Source organism: Desulfurobacterium atlanticum (genome assembly GCF_900188395.1).
Lineage (GTDB): Bacteria > Aquificota > Aquificia > Desulfurobacteriales > Desulfurobacteriaceae > Desulfurobacterium_A > Desulfurobacterium_A atlanticum.
The window spans coordinates 36,897-54,743 of the sequence record NZ_FZOB01000002.1 but is presented as its reverse complement, the minus strand read 5'-3'; the positions used below and the strand labels follow the sequence as shown (position 1 = coordinate 54,743).

The following is a 17,847-nucleotide window of genomic DNA, read 5'->3' as shown; positions in this document are numbered from 1 at the left end:
TGGGATAAAAAATCCCTCCGTAATTTAGAAGATAAACTGTTATCTGTTAAATCTCAACCTTTTGTTAAATCGGTTGCAATCTCTCAGGTTATATTTTACGCCTTTTTCTGTTTCTATCGTGCATGCCATTATTCCGTTAATGTTGTTTATTCTCCAGAAAGGTGGCACATACCCTGTTACGGTGACTTTCTCACCGATTTTAAGGTCTATTGATGAGTAAAGCCATACAGGTGCAATTGCCACTTCTATATTTCCACTATCTGTTTTCACTTTTGCCGCCCACCATACAACTTTTCTATTTCCGTATCCTTTCCGCTGATAAACTTTTATTATTTTTCCTTCTAAAGTAATTATCTGGAAGGGATTTACAGCCTTTCCGTTTCCTGAGTAAACAACGCCGATTTCATGTTTTGAGTTGACTATTGATAGATACTCTTTTTCTGAAATATATTGTGGCTTATATTCAATTCCGTATCTGCGAAGAATGCGAGTAAACGCTCTCATGTGGTTTCTTGAACCTTTCATAAGGTTTTGATATACAGCTCTTATATCCTGGTTGTCAGTATCTTTAAGAGCTTCGTGTAAATCTTTAATATCAAGGTCTTCTATCGTTGCTCCTACTTCAAGGGCATCTATAAGAGATTTACTCCCTTTTTTTACAAGCTTTCTGTAAAGGGATTGCAACCTTTTGTTTTTAAAAACTCCTCTTTTATCCCCTGTGATTTCAACAGGATCTTGAAGACCATATTTGTCAATCAACAGTTTTATCATATCCATGTGTCGCTGTTCAGATTTAGCTATGTTTCTAAATACAGGTATGTTCCACATTTCGTAAAGACTCTGATATACATCTCTTGCAAGTTTTTCCTCTTCTCTCATGAAGAGAAGATCTCTTTTTTCTCTTACAGATAGAGGTTCTTTAGATAGAGTGCTTATGTATGCCGGTCCTCTTCCAGGCATTGTTGAGACAGTTTTATTTGCTGCAGCAGAGTAGGATGTTAGACCACCAGCAACTATTAAACTCCCTATGATTCCTGTTAAAACTTTTTTCATCTCTTACCTCCTGAAATTTTTTATCTATTTCTATCTGAAGCAGTTTTTATGCCATATTTAGAACAAAGTTTGTGGCTATTGATTTTCAAGGAAGTTTTTTTGAGATAAAATTGGGAAGAAGAAAATTATCGGAAAAATTTCCGAATGCAAGGAGTATCTTCCCGTGGAAAAGTTTGGAATTTTTGAAACAGTGAGAGTTGAAAACGGCAAAGCTGTATTTATCTCGTATCACTATGAAAGACTTAGAAAAAGTGCTGTTTCCCTTGATATTCCTTTTTCTATTTCTTTAGAAAAATTTAATAGTGTTGTAGAAAAAGAATGCGGAGATGGATTAAATCTTGTAAAATTTGTTCTATACCATGACGGTAATTTTACCGTATCAACAAGGGAATGTTTTGTTCCAAAAGAAGTTTCTCTTACCTTTGATTTTTCCGTAAGAAGGAAAAAAGACTTTCTCTCCGATTTTAAAACTTTGTCAATTTACGATTCTCTTTATGCTTTATTGAAAGCTAAAAATAAAGGATTTGATGAGGTTGTTCTCCTTGATACCAGCGGCTTTGTTTCTGAAACCGCATTTGCCAATATCTTTTTCCTAAAAAACGGTGTGGTTTTTACTCCATCACTTGAAACCGGCTGTCTTCCTGGCACTCGCAGAGAAATAGTGATTGAAATTTTGAAAGAGATGGGAGTTCCTGTAATAGAGGGATTTTTTAAACCTGAATTTCTCCTGTCTGCTGAAGAAGCTTTTATTACAAGTGCCAGATATGATGTTGTAAGAGTTTCTTATATAGATGGTAAAAAGTTTAAAGTTGAGGGAATATCTTTTACAGATAGAGTTAAAAAGGTGATAGAAAGATTAAAATTTCTTAAATAGTTCCAATGCTTACTATGTAAACGGGATATTCTTCTGCCTTTAAATTTAAAAATTCCTTTAAATCAATATCAAAGAAAGCTCCCACTCCGCATGCTCCTAAATTCTTACTTTCAGCAAGAAGGTAAATAATTTCCCCTTTTATTCCCGCTTCTAAAAGAATTTCTCTATAATTATGACATGTAGAATTTACCAGATCTGCACAGAAAATTATGTTCAGGTTTGCCCTTGACAGAAAAGATTGCCCGAGAGAAAGATAGGCAATCTCTTCTGAAAAGTTCCCACAGGACAGAAGAACAGCTTCTTTATCCGTTATTCTGTAGATACCGTCAGGTATATTTTTAATATTGGTTGCTATAATGAGTGCATTTATGCGGCTTTTCCAGTCTGAATTGATATGTGTGTTTAAAGCTCTAACTGTAAGATAGAAAAATTTCTCTTCCAAAAATTCAGCTGTAAAGTTTCTTCTTGACCTTCTTTTAAAAATAGTCCTATTTACAGCCAGGGAAGCTGTATCTATATCTACTTTTGATGTTGATGATTTTAGATGAATCGGCTCCACATCTTTACAGGAAGAGATGTTGCCCTCAGTATGAGTTTCTGCTATTTCTTTAAGAATTATTGGATTTTGAGCTATTTGGGAAGAAGACGGAAATTTTATAGGCGTTATTGAAGTTGAAAAATTCTTTCTTTTCGTGCTACCAATATTTATAGCCGCAGCTACAAATTCTGTTTTATCAAAGTTCATAAAGCTGTTTGCTTTGGCATCACAAAATTGCGAAATTACTGCAGCTGGTTTTTTGATACTTTTAAGATATATAAGACCGTTAAACAGTAAATGTCCACAATCAAGAAGACAGTATCTGTAAGCTCTTTTTCTATATTTCCATGCACTTCTTGGATGGATAAAGGATATTATAGGAAGTATGTTTGAATTTAATTCTATGCAAAATATGGATTCAAGTTCTTTTGAATAGTCTCCTTCAGATAACAGTTCAAGGGAGTGGTTTAAAGGTTGATAATGGTATATTCCGTCAGGAACAGAAAGTCTTTTGATAAAAAGATATAGTTCAAAAGGATATAAAGCTCCGGCCGATGGAGCGCTTCTAAACATGAAAGGTTCTGTGCCAAACGTTTCAATCTTTGTTATTCCGTTCATTGCAAAGCATAGTGCCGAAATTTCTTCAAAGGAAAGGAATTGAGATGATAAGCTTTCTTCACCATTAAAAAAGGCTTTTAAAAACGGTAAAGAGTTTTCAGTGGGAAAAGGTGGAAGTTTAAAGCTGGTAGTGTTATATACTTTAAAAGGCGATGGATAATCGTTCCAATTTATAAAATGAGGTTTTCTTATACTTTCATAGGTGTGAACGGTATCTAAATGGTACTTTAAACATCTGTTCATCGTTCCTCTATGAAAAAAGGGGGAGAGACCCCCAAAAAGCTATATTTAAGCAGCTTTTTTATCTGCAATTTTTTTCATCTGCTGGAACAGCTGAAACTCTTTTATGATTTCAATAGCTCTTTTAAGCTGATTATCTATGTATTTTTCTCTTTTTTTCCTTATCTCAGCTGTTTTCTCAGGATGCTCCTCTATCTCTTTGGCTTCCTTTTTAAGAAGTTTAACATCTTCTTCAGAAAGTTTAACTGTTATGTCAGGTTTTATTCCTTTTCCGTCTATACATTCGTGATTTGGCATGTAGTATTTTGCGGTTGTTATTTTCACACCGTATCCCATTTCAAGAGGGAAGAGTGTTTGAACTGAACCTTTACCAAAAGTTTTTTCTCCAACTACTACTGCTCTATTGTTGTATCTTAAAGCTCCTGTAAGTATTTCAGCAGCACTTGCTGTTCCACCGTTAACCAGCATAACAACGGGAATGTTTTCTGGAACAACTGGCGGATTTTCAGAGTAAAATTTCTGGTTGCTGTCTGGAATTCTTCCTTTTGTATAGACTATTAAATCTCCCTCCGGGAGGAAGTAGTCGCTTATTTCAACTGCTGAATCAAGAAGTCCACCGGGGTTGTTTCTAACATCAACAATTATACCTTTCAGCTCTTTATCTTTTGATAGAGCTTTAAGCGCTTTTTTAAACTCTTCCGGAGAATTTCCCTGGAAGGTTGTAAATCTTATGTATCCAATGTGATTGTCAAGAAGCTTGTATTTAACACTCTGAATCTTTATTATAGCTCTTGTTATTGTGAACTCTTTAGGTTTTTCCCAGCCTTTTCTCATTACTTTTATAGTTACTTTTGTTCCCGGTTTTCCTCTCATCATTTTTACCGCATCCATCAAAGTCATTTCTGGAGTGAAAGGTTTCCCGTTTATTTCTACAATTACATCTCCTGGCTTAAGGCCTGCTCTGTATGCGGGAGTATCTTCAATAGGTGTTATTATCATAAGTTTTCCGTCTTTAGTTTTTGTTATCTGTATTCCAAGTCCACCAAATTCTCCCTGTGTTTCAACCTCAAACTCTTTAAAGTCATCAGGTGTAAAAAGAACAGAGTGTGGGTCAAGCTTTGAAAGCATACCCTGAATAGCACCTTCAAAAAGTTTTTTAGGAGTAACAGGCTCAACGTATTTTTCCTTTACAAGATGGTAAACCTCTGTGAAAAGGGAAATGTAAGAAAGTTCATTTTTATCTTTTCCAGTTTTTGCAGCAAGTCCTACTTTTACAATAGAAAAGGAAAACAGAATAAGCAGACAGGCAAATAATCCTCTTTTTAGAGATTTCTTCATCTTTTTTTCCTCTCAAGAACTTTTCTTATCTTTTCAATTATACCCTTTGCATCCAGTTTGTAGTATTCAATTAATTCCCATCCTCTTCCTGAACGTCCAAAAGTGTCCGGAGTGCCAACTCTTTCCATCGGAACAGGGATAGTTTCAACAAGAGTTTCGGCAACTGCTGAACCAAGCCCTCCTATAATGGAGTGTTCTTCTGCTGTTACTACAGCTCCGGTTTTCTCTGCAGAAGCCACTAATAGTTCTCTGTCTATAGGTTTAACAGTTGGCATGTGAATAACTTCAACGGATATCCCTTCCTTTTCAAGAATTTCAGCAGCTTCAAGGGCAAAAGAGGTTTCAATTCCGTTTGCAACAACGGTTACATCATCACCGGTTCGTAAAACATGTCCCTTTCCTATTTCAAATTTGTAATTTTCATCAAAAATTCTTGGAAATTTTTCCCTTGTTAGTCTTACATAGAAAGGGCCATCAGTATAAGCCACTTTTTCTATTACCTGAGCTGTTTCTATGTCATCTGCTGGAACAATAATTCTCATATTAGGGATATTTCTCATATTTGCGATATCTTCAAGGGCCTGGTGGGTTGCTCCGTCTTCTCCGACGGTAATTCCGCCGTGGGTGCATACTATTTTAACGTTAAGTTCAGGATAGCACACCATCTGTCTTACCGCTTCCCATGCTCTTCCTGTAGCGAATATGGCAAACGTACTTACAAACACAATTTTACCGGTTGTGGCAAGTCCTGCAGCGGTATTTATCATATTTATCTCTGCAATTCCCATATTAAAAAACCTTTCAGGGAAAACTTTTCCAAACTTTCCAGATTTTGTTGAGCCTGAAAGGTCAGCATCAAGAACAACAATTCTTTCATCCTTTTTTCCAAGTTCTATCAGTTTATCTCCGTACGCATCTCTTAAACTTACTTTGGTCATTACGCCTCCCGGGTTTAAACAATTTCTCCAAGTTCTTTTAATGCTTCTTTTAGAAGGTCTGGCGGTAGTGCTTTTCCGTGCCATTCCGCCCTGTTTTCCATAAAAGAAACGCCTTTACCTTTGACAGTTTTGGCAATTATCATTGTTGGTTTGTATTTGACCGTTTCTGCTTCATTTAGAGCTTCTTTTATCTCTTTAAAATTATGTCCATCTATCTCTATTACATGCCAGCCGAATGCCTTCCACTTTTCAATTACAGGATATATAGACATAACTTCATCAACAGGCCCGTCTATCTGAAGATTATTGTTATCAAGGATTACACAGAGATTGTCAAGGTTGTAATGGTATGCGGCCATAGAAGCTTCCCATACACTTCCTTCCTGTGCTTCTCCATCGCCTATTACGCAGTAAACTCTGCTGTCCAATTTTGATATTTTCAGTCCAAGTGCCATTCCAACAGCTGCTCCTATACCAAGTCCCAGAGAGCCTGTTGATATTTCAACTCCAGGAGTTTTAAGCATGTCAGGATGACCCTGAAGGGAACCTTCAAGTTTTCTGAAGGTTTTAAGTTCTTCCATAGGGAAATATCCACATCTTGCAAGGATTGAATAAAGAGCAGGACTAACATGTCCTTTTGATAGGACAAAACGATCTCTCTCTTCCCACTTAGGATTTTCTGGATTGTGCCTCATTTTATAGTAATAAAGTGTTACCATTATGTCGGTTACAGACATTGATCCGCCAGGATGCCCTGAATTTGCGTTTGAGGTCATTTTAAGGATATCTTTTCTAACCTCTCTACTTATGGCTCTTAAAGTGCTTTCATCTATATCTCTGTTTCTTTCTGTGAAAAACTCCGGTTCAAATCTGAGCATTCTACCTCCCTGAAATTAAATGCAGTTATCATATGTTAAAGTTTTCTTCATCTTCTATTTTTTCAAGCTCTTTTAAAATCTGTTCTTTTGCAGTTCCGCCTGTGATGTTTCTGCTGTTTATGGAGCCTTCAACACTCATAAGGTTTAGCACATCATGTTCAAAAGCATCTGAGAATCTCTTAAATTCCTCAATTGATAGCTCTTCAAGAGACTTTTCACAATCAAGACAGTATGCAACAATTTCTCCTACTATACGGTGGGCCTCTCTAAATGGCACTCCCTTTTTTGCAAGGTAATCTGCTATGTCTGTTGCAAGGGAAAAGCCTTTGGATGCTTGAGTTTTCATCCTTTCTTTATTCGGTATCATTTCTTCAACTATTTTTGCATTTACTGCAAGTGCGAGTTTAACTGTATCTATTGCATCAAAGAGAGGTTCTTTATCCTCCTGTAAGTCTCTATTGTATGTTAAGGGAAGTCCTTTTAAGATTGTAAGAATAGAGATAAGGTCTCCATAAACTCTTCCTGTTTTTCCTCTTGTAAGTTCTGAAACATCAGGATTTTTCTTTTGAGGCATTATTGAACTTCCGGTGCAGAAAGCATCTGGAAGGTTTATGAAGCTAAACTCTTCGGTTGACCACAGGATAAGTTCTTCAGATAAACGTGATAGATGGGTCATTACAAGAGCGCAGTTAAAAATCGTTTCTGCTACAAAATCTCTATCACTTACAGCGTCCATGCTATTTCTTGAAATTGAGTCAAACTTTAAAAGCTCTGCGGTGAATTTTCTGTCAAGGGGATAGCTTGTTCCTGCAAGGGCAGCAGAACCGAGGGGCATAACGTTAACTCTTTTTAAAGTATCTTTAAATCTCTCTTCGTCTCTTTTAAACATGTGATAGTATGCAAGCATGTGGTGAGAGTAAAGAACAGGCTGTGCTATCTGAAGGTGGGTGTAACCTGGCATAACAACATCTATATATTTTTTAGCCTGAATAAAAAAAGCTTTTCTTATTCTTTTAAGTAGTTCAAGGATATTTTCAATTTCATGGCGAACATAGAGTCTAACATCTGTTGCAACCTGGTCGTTTCTTGAACGACCTGTGTGAAGTTTACCACCGACAGGCCCCACTTTTTCAGTTAATTTCTTTTCTATGTTCATGTGAACATCTTCAAGTTCTTCTTTCCACTCAAATTTACCGCTTTCAATCTCTTTTAAGATTTCATTTAATCCTGAAACTATTTTTGATACTTCGTCCTCTTTTAATATACCCTGTTTTCCAAGCATTGTTACATGGGCAATGCTTCCTGCAATATCAAAAGGAGCAAGTCTTTTATCATAAGATACAGATTCTGTGTATTTTTCTACAAGCCTATCTGTGCTTTCTTTAAATCTTCCGCCCCAGAGCTTTTTTTCACTTTCAGACATGCAGCCTCCTTGCCGATTTCAGATGGTGTAATTATCCTATATTAAGTGTGACCAGTAAATAGCAATTTTCAGTTCCTTCTCTTGTTTGGAAATTTAGGTCTTTTTTCACTTTGGAGTATAATTAACCTTCCAGTCTTCATTAAAAATTTTTAATCTGGAGTGTTAAATGAGAAATGAGGAATTTATTCCTAAATGGCTTGCCTGGGAAATAACAAGAAGATGTAATCTCAACTGTATCCATTGCCGTTCTTCATCAACCATGGAATCTGAAGAAGGAGAGTTTACTTTTGAGGAAGCAAAAAAGCTTATGGATGACATAGCAACTATTTCAAAACCAACGATAGTTCTTACAGGGGGAGAACCTCTTTTAAGAAAAGATGTTTTTGATATCGCTGCTTACGGAACAGAGAAAGGTTTTAGAATGTGTATTGCTACAAACGGTGCTCTTGTTGATGATGAAGTGTGTAAAGAGATGAAGAGAGTGGGAATAAAAATTGTTTCTCTTTCTCTTGATGGTTCAACGCCAGAAATTCATGACGATTTTAGAAAACAGCCTGGGGCTTTTGATGCTGTTATAAATGCGGTGGAGCACTTTAAACGATATAACATTCCTTTTCTTATAAATTCATCATTTACAAAAAGAAATGCTTTTGATATTCCCAATGTTTATAAAAAGGCAAGAGAACTTGGCGCTAAAGCGTGGTATATGTTTCTTGTTCTTCCTGTTGGAAGGGGAGAAGATGCCAATGAAGAGCTTTTAAATGCTGAAGAAGCAAACTACTGGCTTAACTGGCACTACGAACTTGAGAAAGAGCTTATCTTGAAAGGAGACAACACAATCCTTGTTCGTCCAACGTGTGCTCCTCACTATTACAGGATTTTCAGGCAAAATGCTAAAAGGGATGGACTGGATTTAAAAAGGAGAAATCTTGTTTTTGGAACTGGTGGTGGAAAGGGCTGTGTGGCAGGACAATCTATAGCTCTTATAGACTGCCACGGCTGGCTTAAACCGTGCAGTTATTTCCCGATTTCTGATGTTAACGTTTTTGACATTCCTTTCAGTAAAGCCTGGTTTGAATCAAAGATTATGCAGGATATGAGAAAGATAGATGAGTTTAAAGGAAGATGTGGAAAGTGTGAATATCTTAAAATCTGTAACGGTTGCAGGGTTAGAGCTTACTGGAAATATGGGGATTATATGGAGGAAGACCCTGTGTGTGATTACGTTCCTGTTAAAATCAGGTTAAAAGATAACAATAAACCTTAAGGAGTAGAGTATGAAAGATCACCCGATTTTGAAAGCTGCTCGTGGTGAAAAGCCAGATTACGTTCCGATATGGATTATGAGACAGGCAGGACGGTATTCAGCAAAATACAGAGAGATAAGGGCAAAAGCAGGTTCTTTTATGGATCTTTGCAGGAATCCGGAACTTGCTGCAGAGGTTACTCTTTTACCAATTCATGAGATAGGCGTTGATGCTGCCATTCTTTTCTCGGATATTTTTGTTCCTGTTGAGAAAATGGGAATAAATATTGAGTTTGTTTCTGGTAAAGGGCCTGTTCTTTCTCCTGTTGTTAAAACTGTTGATGATGTGGAAACTTTAAAAGTTCCTGAGCCGGAAGAAGATCTTCCTTATGTTATTGAAACTATTCAGCTTATTAAGAAAAAATTAACAGACCGCCCTCTTATAGGATTTTCAGGGGCTCCGTTTACACTTGCAAGCTATATCCTTGAAGGGGGAAGCACAAAAGATTACCTTGCTGCAAAAACAACGATGTGGAATAATCCTTTGCTCTGGGACAAACTTATGACCAGGCTTTCTGAAGTTGTTACAAAGTATCTTATCTCCCAGATAGAAGCTGGAGTTGATCTTATTCAGATTTTTGATTCCTGGATGGGAGTTTTATCAAAAGAGGAGTATAAAACTAAAGTTTTTCCTTATACTGAAAGGATAGTTAATACTATAAAAGGAAAATATCCAGAAATTCCAATAATCCATTTTGGTGTTAACAGTGGTCATCTTATTGAGATTAATGATAAATTGAACGTTGATGTGATAGGTCTTGATTGGAGGACAGATATTCCTTTTGCTCTTTCAAAAACAGATAAATCCATCCAGGGAAATCTTGATCCTGTAACCCTTTTTGCTGAAGACTACATAATAGAAAGAAAAGTTGGGAAAATAATTGAAGAGGGAATTGCAGCAAGGGGACATATTTTTAATCTCGGTCATGGAATTCTACCGAAGACAGATCCTTCAAAAGCAAGATTTCTTGTTGATACCGTTCACCGCTTGGGTAAGCTGTAAAAATTTTGTAAAATAAATGGTGTTTTTTTAATCTTGGTGGAGCCGCATCCGGCTCCATATTTTAGTAATTCATCAAAAAAACTGAACTTAAAATTTGTGGAGGTAAAGATGGGGAAAATTTACAGAAAGTCTCTGTTCCTTTTTCTTCTAATGATGGTTTCCTCTTTATTCCTTTTCTCATGTTTTTCTAAAAAGGAAGAGACAGCTCAGAAAGAGCAGGAGACTGCAACTGAGGAGGTAAAAAAATCTCCTTCAGGAAAAGATGTTATTGTTATCGGATATACGGCTTCTCAAACAGGTAAGTTTGCAACAGAAAGTAGAGAGCAGGTTAACGGTCTTAAACTGTGGGCAGAAGATGTGAACAGTGAAGGTGGTATCTATGTAAAAGATGCAGGAAAAAGGTTTAAGGTGGTATTGAAAGGTTATGATGATGAAAGTTCAAAAGACAGAGTTCAGCAGCTTTATACAAAACTTATAAATGAAGATAAAGCTAACTTTTTAATTTCTCCTTACTCCTCAGGTCTTACAGCTTCTGCGGCTGTAGTTACAGAACAGTATGGTAAGATTCTTATTGCTACAGGTGCCGCTTCTGACAAAATTTTTGCAAAAGGTTATGAGTATGTTTATCAGATATATACTCCTGCCTCAAGGTATCTTACAGATGCTGTTGATATCCTGAAAGAGAAAGATCCTAAAGTTAAGAAAATTGCTATCGTTTATGAAAATTCAAACTTTGCAAAAAGTGTTGCTTCTGCAACAAAAGATTACGCTGAGAAAAATGGTTTCAAAGTTGTAATTTTTGAAAGTTATGAACCAGGCACAACAGATTTTACATCTATCATAAATAAGATTAAACTTTCTGGCGCAAAAGCTGTAATTGGAGGAGGTCATTTTACAGATGGAGAAACCCTTGCAAAGCAGATTAATGATGCGAAACTTCAAATAGACCTTCTTTCTATTCTTGTTGCACCTGCTCTTCCAGAGTTTAAAGAGATAGGAGATGCTGCTCTTTATGTTACAGGGCCTTCACAGTGGGAAGCTAAAGTGAAATTCTCTAAAGAAACTGTTCCTGCTGGTGCAACATTTTACGGTATTTACGCAAAAGAGTTTGTTGAAAAGTATAAATCAAAGTATGGAAATGTTCCCGGGTATCATGCAGCAGGTGGATATGCTGCAGGGCTTGTTTTACAAAAAGCTATAGAGGATGCTGGAACTATTAATAGTGACAAGGTTAAATCAGCTCTTGATAAGATGGATGTTTATACAATGTTTGGTCATATCAAATTTGATACCGGTGAATATCATGGAAGACAGATTGGCCACAAAATGGTTATTATTCAGTGGCTTAAAGAAAATGGAAAGCTAACAAAAGAGATTGTTTATCCTGAGCAGGCAGCAACTGCTAAAATAGTTATCCCTTATTCTTCCAAGTTTTAAAATTTGGCGGGGAGTTTTCCCCGCTTTTTTGTCAGGAGGATAGATGTTGAATTTTGGAGTTTATACTGACGCTGTAATAAACGGTGTTTTACTTGGTCTTGTTTACGGGCTTGCGGCTATGGGACTTGCCCTTATATGGGGTGTTATGAAAGTGATAAATCTTTCTCACGGGGCTTTTATAACACTTGGAATGTTTCTTTCCTATCTTCTTTTTGAATCTTTACATTTTCCCCCTTACATAGCGGTTTTTCTCTCTTTAGGTGTTGGAATAGTTGCGGGAATTGCGGTGTATTTTGGAGCTCTTCACAGGGTATTAAATGCGGGTGAGCTTTCAACTTTGCTTTCAACTTATTCAGTTAGTTTAATAATTGTTGGAACTTTAATGTTTCTGTTTGCAACAACACCCAAGGCCTTGAATCTTGGTATCAACATTTTTACAGCAAAAATTATTGCGGCAGGTTTTTCTGTTGTTTTCTCAGTTCTTCTTTATCTATTTCTCTATAAAACCAATACAGGAATGGCTATAAGGGCAGTTTCACAGCATCCTGATGCTGCAAAGTTGATGGGGATAGATACAGTAAAGATACTTGCGTTCTCTTTCGGTATAGGTGTAGCTCTTGCTATGTCTGCAGGAACCTTGATTTCCATGATATTTCCATTTTCGGTTTTATCAGGTGGTCTTTACGAACTTAAAAGTTTTGTTATCTGCGTTATAGGAGGACTTGGAAATCCTGTAGGAGCGCTTATAGGTGGGATTATTGTAGGTCTTCTTGAAAATGTGTTAGGTATGTTTATAAATCAGGGGATTGTTCCGTTTATTGAGTTTACAATACTTATCCTTATTCTTCTTTACAAGCCTCAGGGGATTTTTGGAGGAAATTAATGAAAAAGTATTTTGGTTTTATACTTTCACTTATTATACTTGCCGGGTGTGGTGTTTATCCTTTACTTACCGGTTCTCCAATGGCAAGAGAGAATATGTTTCTTCTTTTAAGTTATGTGGGTCTTGCCCTTTCATTAAATATTTTGATGGGATTTACAGGATATGTCTCTTTTGGGCATGTGGTGTTTTTTGGAATAGGGGGTTATACAACTTTTGCTTTGATCTATCACTATGGAATGAATCTTATTCCTGCTCTTTTGATAGGGGGACTTGTTTCAGCACTTATAGCTACATTGATAGGGCTTGCAGTGCTTAATTTAAGAGGTGCCTACTTTGCTATAGCAACTATAGGTATAAATGAAGCGTTCAGAGCTTTAATATCCAATGTTGACTATCTTGGTGGAGCTGAAGGGCTGTTTTTTAATCTTCGTAAAGCTTATTCTGCTTATGGTGGTTCACAGAAAGCTTTGTGGATTTCTTTTATTTTGCTGACTGTAATTACTGTTATGGTGCTTATAGTTAATTTTCTTATAAAGCATTCTAAATTTGGATTGGGACTTTTCTCTATAAGAGAGGATGAAGATGCCGCTAAAGTTCTTGGAATAAATACTGCTCTTTATAAGACAGTAGCTTTTGCAATTTCAGCTTTTTTCCCTGGAGTTATAGGAGGGTTGTTCTTTTTCAAAAATGGAAGTATAGACCCTGGAAGTGCTTTTCATCTTCTAAAGTCTGTTGAAATGATATTTATGGTTATGCTTGGTGGTATAGGAACAGTTTTTGGCCCTGTTATCGGAGCTATAACTTATGAGCAGATAAGAGCTTTTCTGCTTGTTAATCCAACCTTTAAAGACCTTCATCTTGCAATTTCTGGAGTTGTTTTACTTTTAATAGTTCTTTTTGTTCCTGAAGGTATTGTTGGATTTTTAAGAAAGAGATTTAAGTTTTTCAGGGAAGTTTTTGAATAGTGGAGATAGTATGGGAGAGATAATTTTAAAGGTTGAGAATCTTACAAAGCGATTTAAAGGTCTTGTTGCCCTTGACCATGTTTCATTTTCTGTTGAAAGGGGAATGATTCTTGGAATTATAGGGCCTAACGGAGCTGGTAAAACCACTTTGTTTAAGTGTATAACATCAGTTTATAAACCTACAGAAGGGAAAGTTTATTTTAAAGGGGAAGATGTTACAGACCTGCCGACTTATAAAAAAGCAAGACTTGGTATTGCCAGAACTCACCAGATAGTTAGGCCTTTAAAAGATTTGACGGTTCTAAAGAATGTTATGGTTGGTGCGTGCTTTGGTAAAAAGAGTGCATCTTTGAAAGAATCAGAACAGATTGCTGAGGAGATTTTAAAGTTTGTGAAACTTTACGATAAAAAGGATGTGGAAGCTGGGAAGTTGAATGTTCCTCAGAAAAAACGTCTTGAACTGGCGAGAGCACTTGCTGGAGAACCGGAGTTGCTTCTTCTTGATGAGGTTCTTGCTGGCCTTACCCCGGGTGAGGTTAAAGAGATGCTTGAGATAATAAAAGAGATAAGAAGACAGGGGATAACTATTCTTATGATAGAACATTTGATGCATGCGATAATGAACATTTCGGACAGAATAGTTGTTCTTGATTATGGTAAAAAGATAGCTGAAGGTTCTCCTGAAGAGGTAGCAAATGATCCTAAAGTTATAGAAGCTTATCTTGGAGATCCTGAAGCCGCACTTAAACTCCTGAAGGAGAAAAGAGATGTCTGAGAAAGATACTGTCCTTGAGATTATAGACCTTCACGCAGGCTATGATGATGTTCAGGTGCTCTGGGGTGTTAATTTAAAAGTTAAAAGGCATACCCTTACCACGATAATCGGTGCTAATGGTGCTGGAAAAACAACGACTCTTAAGGCTATATGTGGATTGCTTAAGAATGTAACCGGAAAGGTTGTTTTAAATGGAGAAGATATAAGCAGGATTCCAACTCATGAGAGGGTTGATAAAGGTCTTGTAATGGTTCCTGAGGGAAGGTGGTTGTTTCCTGAAATGACAGTGCTTGAAAATCTTAGAATGGGAGCTTATCCAAAGCATGCAAGGGATAAGAGGGAAGAGACGCTTGAATGGGTTTATACCCTTTTCCCAAGATTGAAAGAGAGAGCAAATCAGAAGGCGGGGACTCTTTCAGGTGGTGAGCAACAGATGGTTGCAATAGGAAGGGGATTAATGTCAAGACCGGAAGTTTTGATTCTTGATGAGCCAAGTCTTGGTCTTGCTCCAAATCTTGTTCTTGACATCTTCAAAATTATTCAGGAGCTTAAAGAGGAAGGTCTAACTGTTCTTCTTGTTGAGCAGAATGTTCATCTTGGACTTGCTATTTCAGATTATGCGTATGTTATGGAACATGGAAAGATAGTGATGGAAGGAACAGGACAGGAGCTTGAAAACGACCCTAAAGTGAAAGAGGCCTATCTTGGAATTTAGTTTTAGGAATTTCGGTGAGGTGGAATTATTCCACCTCATTGTTTTTGGATAATTTCAGTTCCAGTGTAATATTCAAGCTCTGCTAAAGCTTTATTGTAATCAGCAATTGCAGAGTTAAGCATTCCTTTCGCTTTTGTAAAGTAAGCCATAGCATCACATACTTCTGTTGATGTTCCAACCTGAGCTTTATATCTTTCTTCTGAATCTTTTAAAAGCTCTTTTGCTTCTTCCACCATCGCTTCTGCTGTTTTTATACGGCTTTCGGCACTTTTTATTTTTGATACTGCAGCTACGATTCCAAGTTTAATCTTATCTTTTGCCTCTTTAAGAGAAAGATCTACTTTTTGTTTTGTTTCTTTTGCTTTTAATGTTCTCCAGTATCTTTGAGTTCCTTCGAAAATTGGAACGTTAATTGTTAATGCACCAAAAGTTTCATCAAATTTGTCAATTCCTGGGTACTGGTCGGTTCTTTCATAACCAATAACAGCTGCTACTTTTGGAAGAAACTGTGAGTAAGCGATTCTTACTCCGTAATTTGCTTCTTCCTTTTTCAGTTTTAAAAATTTTATAAGAGGATTGTTCTGGTAGGCTGTTTCTATCAGTTTTTCTGTATCAAGTTTTAACGGTTTGTAAGTAAGTTTTTTAACATCAATCTTAACTGTTTTAACACCGATATCTGTTTTTAACTTTTCAAGAGCAACTTCGTAACCACTTCTGGCTTTTGAAAGAAATTCCAGTGCTTCGTGGTATTTAACTTTTGCTTCTAAAAGATCTCTTCTTGGGACGATACCTTCCTTATAGAAAGCTTCTGCATCTTGGAGATGCTTTCTTGCTGCTTTTACGTAACTTTTTGCTATATCAACTGCTGTTTTTGCTTCAGATAGAGAATAGTAGTCTTTTTTTATGATTTTCTTTATTTCATTTACTTTTGCTTTCATTTGAAATTTCACAGCTTTTTCTTCTTTTGATTTTATTTTGTAGTTGTAATAAAGATATCCACCTGTAAAAAGGGGTTGTGTTAATGTAGCTTTAAAAGAGTAATAGTTCTTCTCTATCAGTGGAAACTGTTGTGGTGGTAGTCCTGGAGCGGGAAGAGATAGGTTTATTTCAGGAACATCGGACTGGAATATTCTGGAATACTGAAGCTCAATTTTTGGAAGAAACTTTCCGATAGCTTCTTTCTGTTCGTATCTGGCTATTTTGTAGTCTTTTTCTGTTATTTGAATTTGAGGGTTATTCTTTAATGCAACGTTTAGAAGTTCTTTTAAAGGCAAACCTTCAGCTGTTGCTATGGAAGGAATCAGGCTAAATGCTGTTATTATAAGTTTAACCTTTGCTTTCATTTGCTTCCTCCTTTGGCTTTATAAATATGGCGGGGATTAGGGAGAGGATACCACATACAAGGGCGAAAAAGAAAACGTCTTTAAATGATAGCCAGTAAGCATATTTTGTAAATAAAAGTCCAAGTATAGCCTTTGCTTTTTCAGTGGCCATTGTCAGGTTTGTTGATCTGAAAAAGTACAAATAACCTTTTGCTTTTGCCATATATTCTGTTATCTGGGGAGATGCTGAAGATACTCTTTCTACCATGTTAATAAAATGGGTATCTTTTTTTGTTGTTAATATGTATGTTGCAAGGGAAGTGCCTACACTTCCTCCTACGAGTCTTAATACATTTTGAAGGGCTGAAGATTGTCTTAAAAGTTCTCCTTTAAAGTCTGCAAGTGCCACCTGTGCAAGTGCAGGGAAAAAGATGCCCATTCCGATTCCCCATGGTAGAAGGTGGAGGATTATCTGGGTTTTTCCCATGACAAGGTCAAGTTTTTCCTGAAGGTGGGTTCCGTAAATGAAAACAACAATACCACCTATTATTGCGGTTCGTAGGCCTATAATCTTTTTATCTATTAAAATGCCTGTGATAAGACTGACGACACCGGTCAAAAATGCCGGAAAGAACAGAATTTCTCCAGCGTCTATTGTTGAGAATCCCCTTAATCGTTCAAGGTAAAGTGGTAGCATGAAATAGGAAGCGTAAAGTCCCATTCCAAAAAGCACACGGGAAATAGAGCTATATGTAAAAAAATCGTATTTAAATAATTTTAGGTTTACAAGTGGATGTTTTACTTTTAACTCTGTGTATATAAAAAGTATGGCGGTTACTATTGCTGTGTAAAATAGTAAAACAATCCTGACACTGTGCCATCCCCAGCTGTTTCCTTTTGAAAGTGCTACAAGTAAAGAAGTTAAGGAGATGGTAAGAAGCAGAAAACCTGCAATATCAAAGTTTTGATTGTGGTTTTCTTCTTTTATGTTCTCAAGATGGAGAGTCAGGAAATAGATTACCAGAATTCCCGGAAGGATGTTTACGTAAAAAACCCATCGCCAGTCCATATGTTCTGTTAAATATCCACCTATTGTTGGGCCAAGGGATGGTCCGAAAGCAGCGCCAATTGCATACATTCCCATTGCCAGTCCTTTTTTATCTTCAGGAAATATTTCATAAAGAAGGGCTAAAGCCATTGGAACTGCAAGTCCTTCTCCTAATCCCTGAAAAACTCTTCCTATAAGCATTGTTTGAAAGTTTGGAGCTATTCCACATAAAGCACTCATCAGGGTAAATAGACCTATACCGAAAAGGTAGGTGTTTCTGTGTCCGAACTTTCCACCTACCCATCCAACAGTTGGCATTGCTATTGCAGATGCTATCATGTATGCAATAATAACCCACTGTATATCTTCTGTTTTAGCATCAAAAGCGCTCATCATGTGGGGAATAACAATATCAACAATTGTTGTGTCAAGTAGCGTCATAAACATTCCTGTAACGATAAGTACACCTATTAAAAACGTTTTTCTGTCCATT

General features: G+C 36.7%; 16 protein-coding genes. 8 read left to right on the top strand and 8 right to left on the bottom strand.

What is annotated here, in order from left to right; all coding sequences use genetic code 11:
* Window positions 1-39 precede the first annotated feature (39 nt).
* Window positions 40-1,053, bottom strand: a complete 1,014-nt coding sequence (locus CHB58_RS01820; RefSeq protein WP_089322401.1) for a DUF2202 domain-containing protein — start codon at window positions 1,051-1,053, stop codon at window positions 40-42.
* 163 nt (window positions 1,054-1,216) lie between these two features.
* On the opposite strand from CHB58_RS01820, the gene CHB58_RS01815 reads away from it, so the two are divergent.
* Window positions 1,217-1,927 (top strand): aminotransferase class IV, encoded by a 711-nt coding sequence (locus CHB58_RS01815; protein WP_180706393.1) that lies wholly within the window; start codon window positions 1,217-1,219, stop codon window positions 1,925-1,927.
* Here the strand turns inward: CHB58_RS01815 and CHB58_RS01810 are convergent.
* Genes CHB58_RS01810 through argH form a run of 5 tightly spaced genes read right to left on the bottom strand, consistent with a single transcriptional unit; the run spans window position 1,920 to window position 7,900 of the window.
* Complete coding sequence (locus CHB58_RS01810; RefSeq protein ID WP_089322399.1) at window positions 1,920-3,326, bottom strand: SagB/ThcOx family dehydrogenase; 1,407 nt, start codon at window positions 3,324-3,326, stop codon at window positions 1,920-1,922. The two genes, CHB58_RS01815 and CHB58_RS01810, sit on opposite strands and share 8 nt — an antisense overlap.
* Window positions 3,327-3,371: 45 nt before the next feature.
* Window positions 3,372-4,661, bottom strand: a complete 1,290-nt coding sequence (locus CHB58_RS01805; RefSeq protein ID WP_089322398.1) for a S41 family peptidase — start codon at window positions 4,659-4,661, stop codon at window positions 3,372-3,374.
* On the bottom strand, window positions 4,658-5,599 hold the full coding sequence (locus tag CHB58_RS01800) for a transketolase family protein (protein ID WP_089322397.1): 942 nt from the start codon (window positions 5,597-5,599) through the stop codon (window positions 4,658-4,660). Before CHB58_RS01800 ends, CHB58_RS01805 begins: the two co-directional genes overlap by 4 nt.
* 14 nt (window positions 5,600-5,613) lie before the next feature.
* Window positions 5,614-6,477: a transketolase gene (locus CHB58_RS01795; protein WP_089322396.1), complete on the bottom strand. Its 864-nt coding sequence runs from the start codon at window positions 6,475-6,477 to the stop codon at window positions 5,614-5,616.
* Between the two features lie 28 nt (window positions 6,478-6,505).
* A complete protein-coding gene (argH, locus tag CHB58_RS01790; RefSeq protein ID WP_089322395.1) occupies window positions 6,506-7,900 on the bottom strand; it encodes an argininosuccinate lyase in 1,395 nt (464 codons plus the stop codon).
* A 166-nt stretch (window positions 7,901-8,066) separates the two neighbouring features.
* On the opposite strand from argH, the gene CHB58_RS01785 reads away from it, so the two are divergent.
* The 7 genes from CHB58_RS01785 to CHB58_RS01755 all read left to right on the top strand — a co-directional run bounded on the left by CHB58_RS01785 (window position 8,067) and on the right by CHB58_RS01755 (window position 14,984).
* On the top strand, window positions 8,067-9,167 hold the full coding sequence (locus CHB58_RS01785; RefSeq protein ID WP_089322394.1) for a radical SAM/SPASM domain-containing protein: 1,101 nt from the start codon (window positions 8,067-8,069) through the stop codon (window positions 9,165-9,167).
* A gap of 10 nt (window positions 9,168-9,177) precedes the next feature.
* Entirely contained in the window at window positions 9,178-10,209 is a 1,032-nt protein-coding gene (gene hemE / locus CHB58_RS01780; RefSeq protein WP_089322393.1) for a uroporphyrinogen decarboxylase, read from the top strand.
* A gap of 108 nt (window positions 10,210-10,317) precedes the next feature.
* On the top strand, window positions 10,318-11,646 hold the full coding sequence (locus CHB58_RS01775) for an amino acid ABC transporter substrate-binding protein (protein ID WP_089322392.1): 1,329 nt from the start codon (window positions 10,318-10,320) through the stop codon (window positions 11,644-11,646).
* A gap of 43 nt (window positions 11,647-11,689) precedes the next feature.
* Window positions 11,690-12,529 carry a branched-chain amino acid ABC transporter permease gene (locus CHB58_RS01770; protein WP_089322391.1) on the top strand — a complete coding sequence of 280 codons (840 nt, stop codon included), beginning with the start codon at window positions 11,690-11,692 and terminating at the stop codon, window positions 12,527-12,529.
* A complete protein-coding gene (locus CHB58_RS01765; RefSeq protein ID WP_089322390.1) occupies window positions 12,529-13,494 on the top strand; it encodes a branched-chain amino acid ABC transporter permease in 966 nt (321 codons plus the stop codon). The genes CHB58_RS01770 and CHB58_RS01765 overlap by 1 nt, the downstream gene beginning before the upstream one ends.
* Window positions 13,495-13,504: 10 nt before the next feature.
* Complete coding sequence (locus CHB58_RS01760; RefSeq protein ID WP_180706392.1) at window positions 13,505-14,269, top strand: ABC transporter ATP-binding protein; 765 nt, start codon at window positions 13,505-13,507, stop codon at window positions 14,267-14,269.
* The gene (locus CHB58_RS01755) at window positions 14,262-14,984 is read left to right on the top strand and encodes an ABC transporter ATP-binding protein (protein WP_089322389.1); all 723 of its coding nucleotides are present in this window, start codon (window positions 14,262-14,264) and stop codon (window positions 14,982-14,984) included. Before CHB58_RS01760 ends, CHB58_RS01755 begins: the two co-directional genes overlap by 8 nt.
* A gap of 35 nt (window positions 14,985-15,019) precedes the next feature.
* Here CHB58_RS01755 and CHB58_RS01750 read toward each other — a convergent pair whose 3' ends face one another.
* Both CHB58_RS01750 and CHB58_RS01745 read right to left on the bottom strand, forming a co-directional pair.
* Window positions 15,020-16,327, bottom strand: coding sequence for a TolC family protein (locus CHB58_RS01750; protein WP_089322388.1), 1,308 nt, complete (start codon window positions 16,325-16,327; stop codon window positions 15,020-15,022).
* Window positions 16,311-17,846, bottom strand: coding sequence for a DHA2 family efflux MFS transporter permease subunit (locus CHB58_RS01745; RefSeq protein ID WP_089322387.1), 1,536 nt, complete (start codon window positions 17,844-17,846; stop codon window positions 16,311-16,313). Before CHB58_RS01745 ends, CHB58_RS01750 begins: the two co-directional genes overlap by 17 nt.
* Window position 17,847: the final 1 nt, after the last annotated feature.

What these genes read in the sequence shown, in the direction of transcription:
- CHB58_RS01820 (WP_089322401.1), bottom strand. Translation starts at nt 1,053, where the DNA reads ATGAAAAAAGTTTTAACAGGAATCATAGGGAGTTTAATAGTTGCTGGT.
- CHB58_RS01810 (WP_089322399.1), bottom strand. Translation starts at nt 3,326, where the DNA reads ATGAACAGATGTTTAAAGTACCATTTAGATACCGTTCACACCTATGAA.
- CHB58_RS01805 (WP_089322398.1), bottom strand. Translation starts at nt 4,661, where the DNA reads ATGAAGAAATCTCTAAAAAGAGGATTATTTGCCTGTCTGCTTATTCTG.
- CHB58_RS01800 (WP_089322397.1), bottom strand. Translation starts at nt 5,599, where the DNA reads ATGACCAAAGTAAGTTTAAGAGATGCGTACGGAGATAAACTGATAGAA.
- CHB58_RS01795 (WP_089322396.1), bottom strand. Translation starts at nt 6,477, where the DNA reads ATGCTCAGATTTGAACCGGAGTTTTTCACAGAAAGAAACAGAGATATA.
- argH (WP_089322395.1), bottom strand. Translation starts at nt 7,900, where the DNA reads ATGTCTGAAAGTGAAAAAAAGCTCTGGGGCGGAAGATTTAAAGAAAGC.
- CHB58_RS01785 (WP_089322394.1), top strand. Translation starts at nt 8,067, where the DNA reads ATGAGAAATGAGGAATTTATTCCTAAATGGCTTGCCTGGGAAATAACA.
- hemE (WP_089322393.1), top strand. Translation starts at nt 9,178, where the DNA reads ATGAAAGATCACCCGATTTTGAAAGCTGCTCGTGGTGAAAAGCCAGAT.
- CHB58_RS01775 (WP_089322392.1), top strand. Translation starts at nt 10,318, where the DNA reads ATGGGGAAAATTTACAGAAAGTCTCTGTTCCTTTTTCTTCTAATGATG.
- CHB58_RS01770 (WP_089322391.1), top strand. Translation starts at nt 11,690, where the DNA reads ATGTTGAATTTTGGAGTTTATACTGACGCTGTAATAAACGGTGTTTTA.
- CHB58_RS01765 (WP_089322390.1), top strand. Translation starts at nt 12,529, where the DNA reads ATGAAAAAGTATTTTGGTTTTATACTTTCACTTATTATACTTGCCGGG.
- CHB58_RS01760 (WP_180706392.1), top strand. Translation starts at nt 13,505, where the DNA reads ATGGGAGAGATAATTTTAAAGGTTGAGAATCTTACAAAGCGATTTAAA.
- CHB58_RS01755 (WP_089322389.1), top strand. Translation starts at nt 14,262, where the DNA reads ATGTCTGAGAAAGATACTGTCCTTGAGATTATAGACCTTCACGCAGGC.
- CHB58_RS01750 (WP_089322388.1), bottom strand. Translation starts at nt 16,327, where the DNA reads ATGAAAGCAAAGGTTAAACTTATAATAACAGCATTTAGCCTGATTCCT.
- CHB58_RS01745 (WP_089322387.1), bottom strand. Translation starts at nt 17,846, where the DNA reads ATGGACAGAAAAACGTTTTTAATAGGTGTACTTATCGTTACAGGAATG.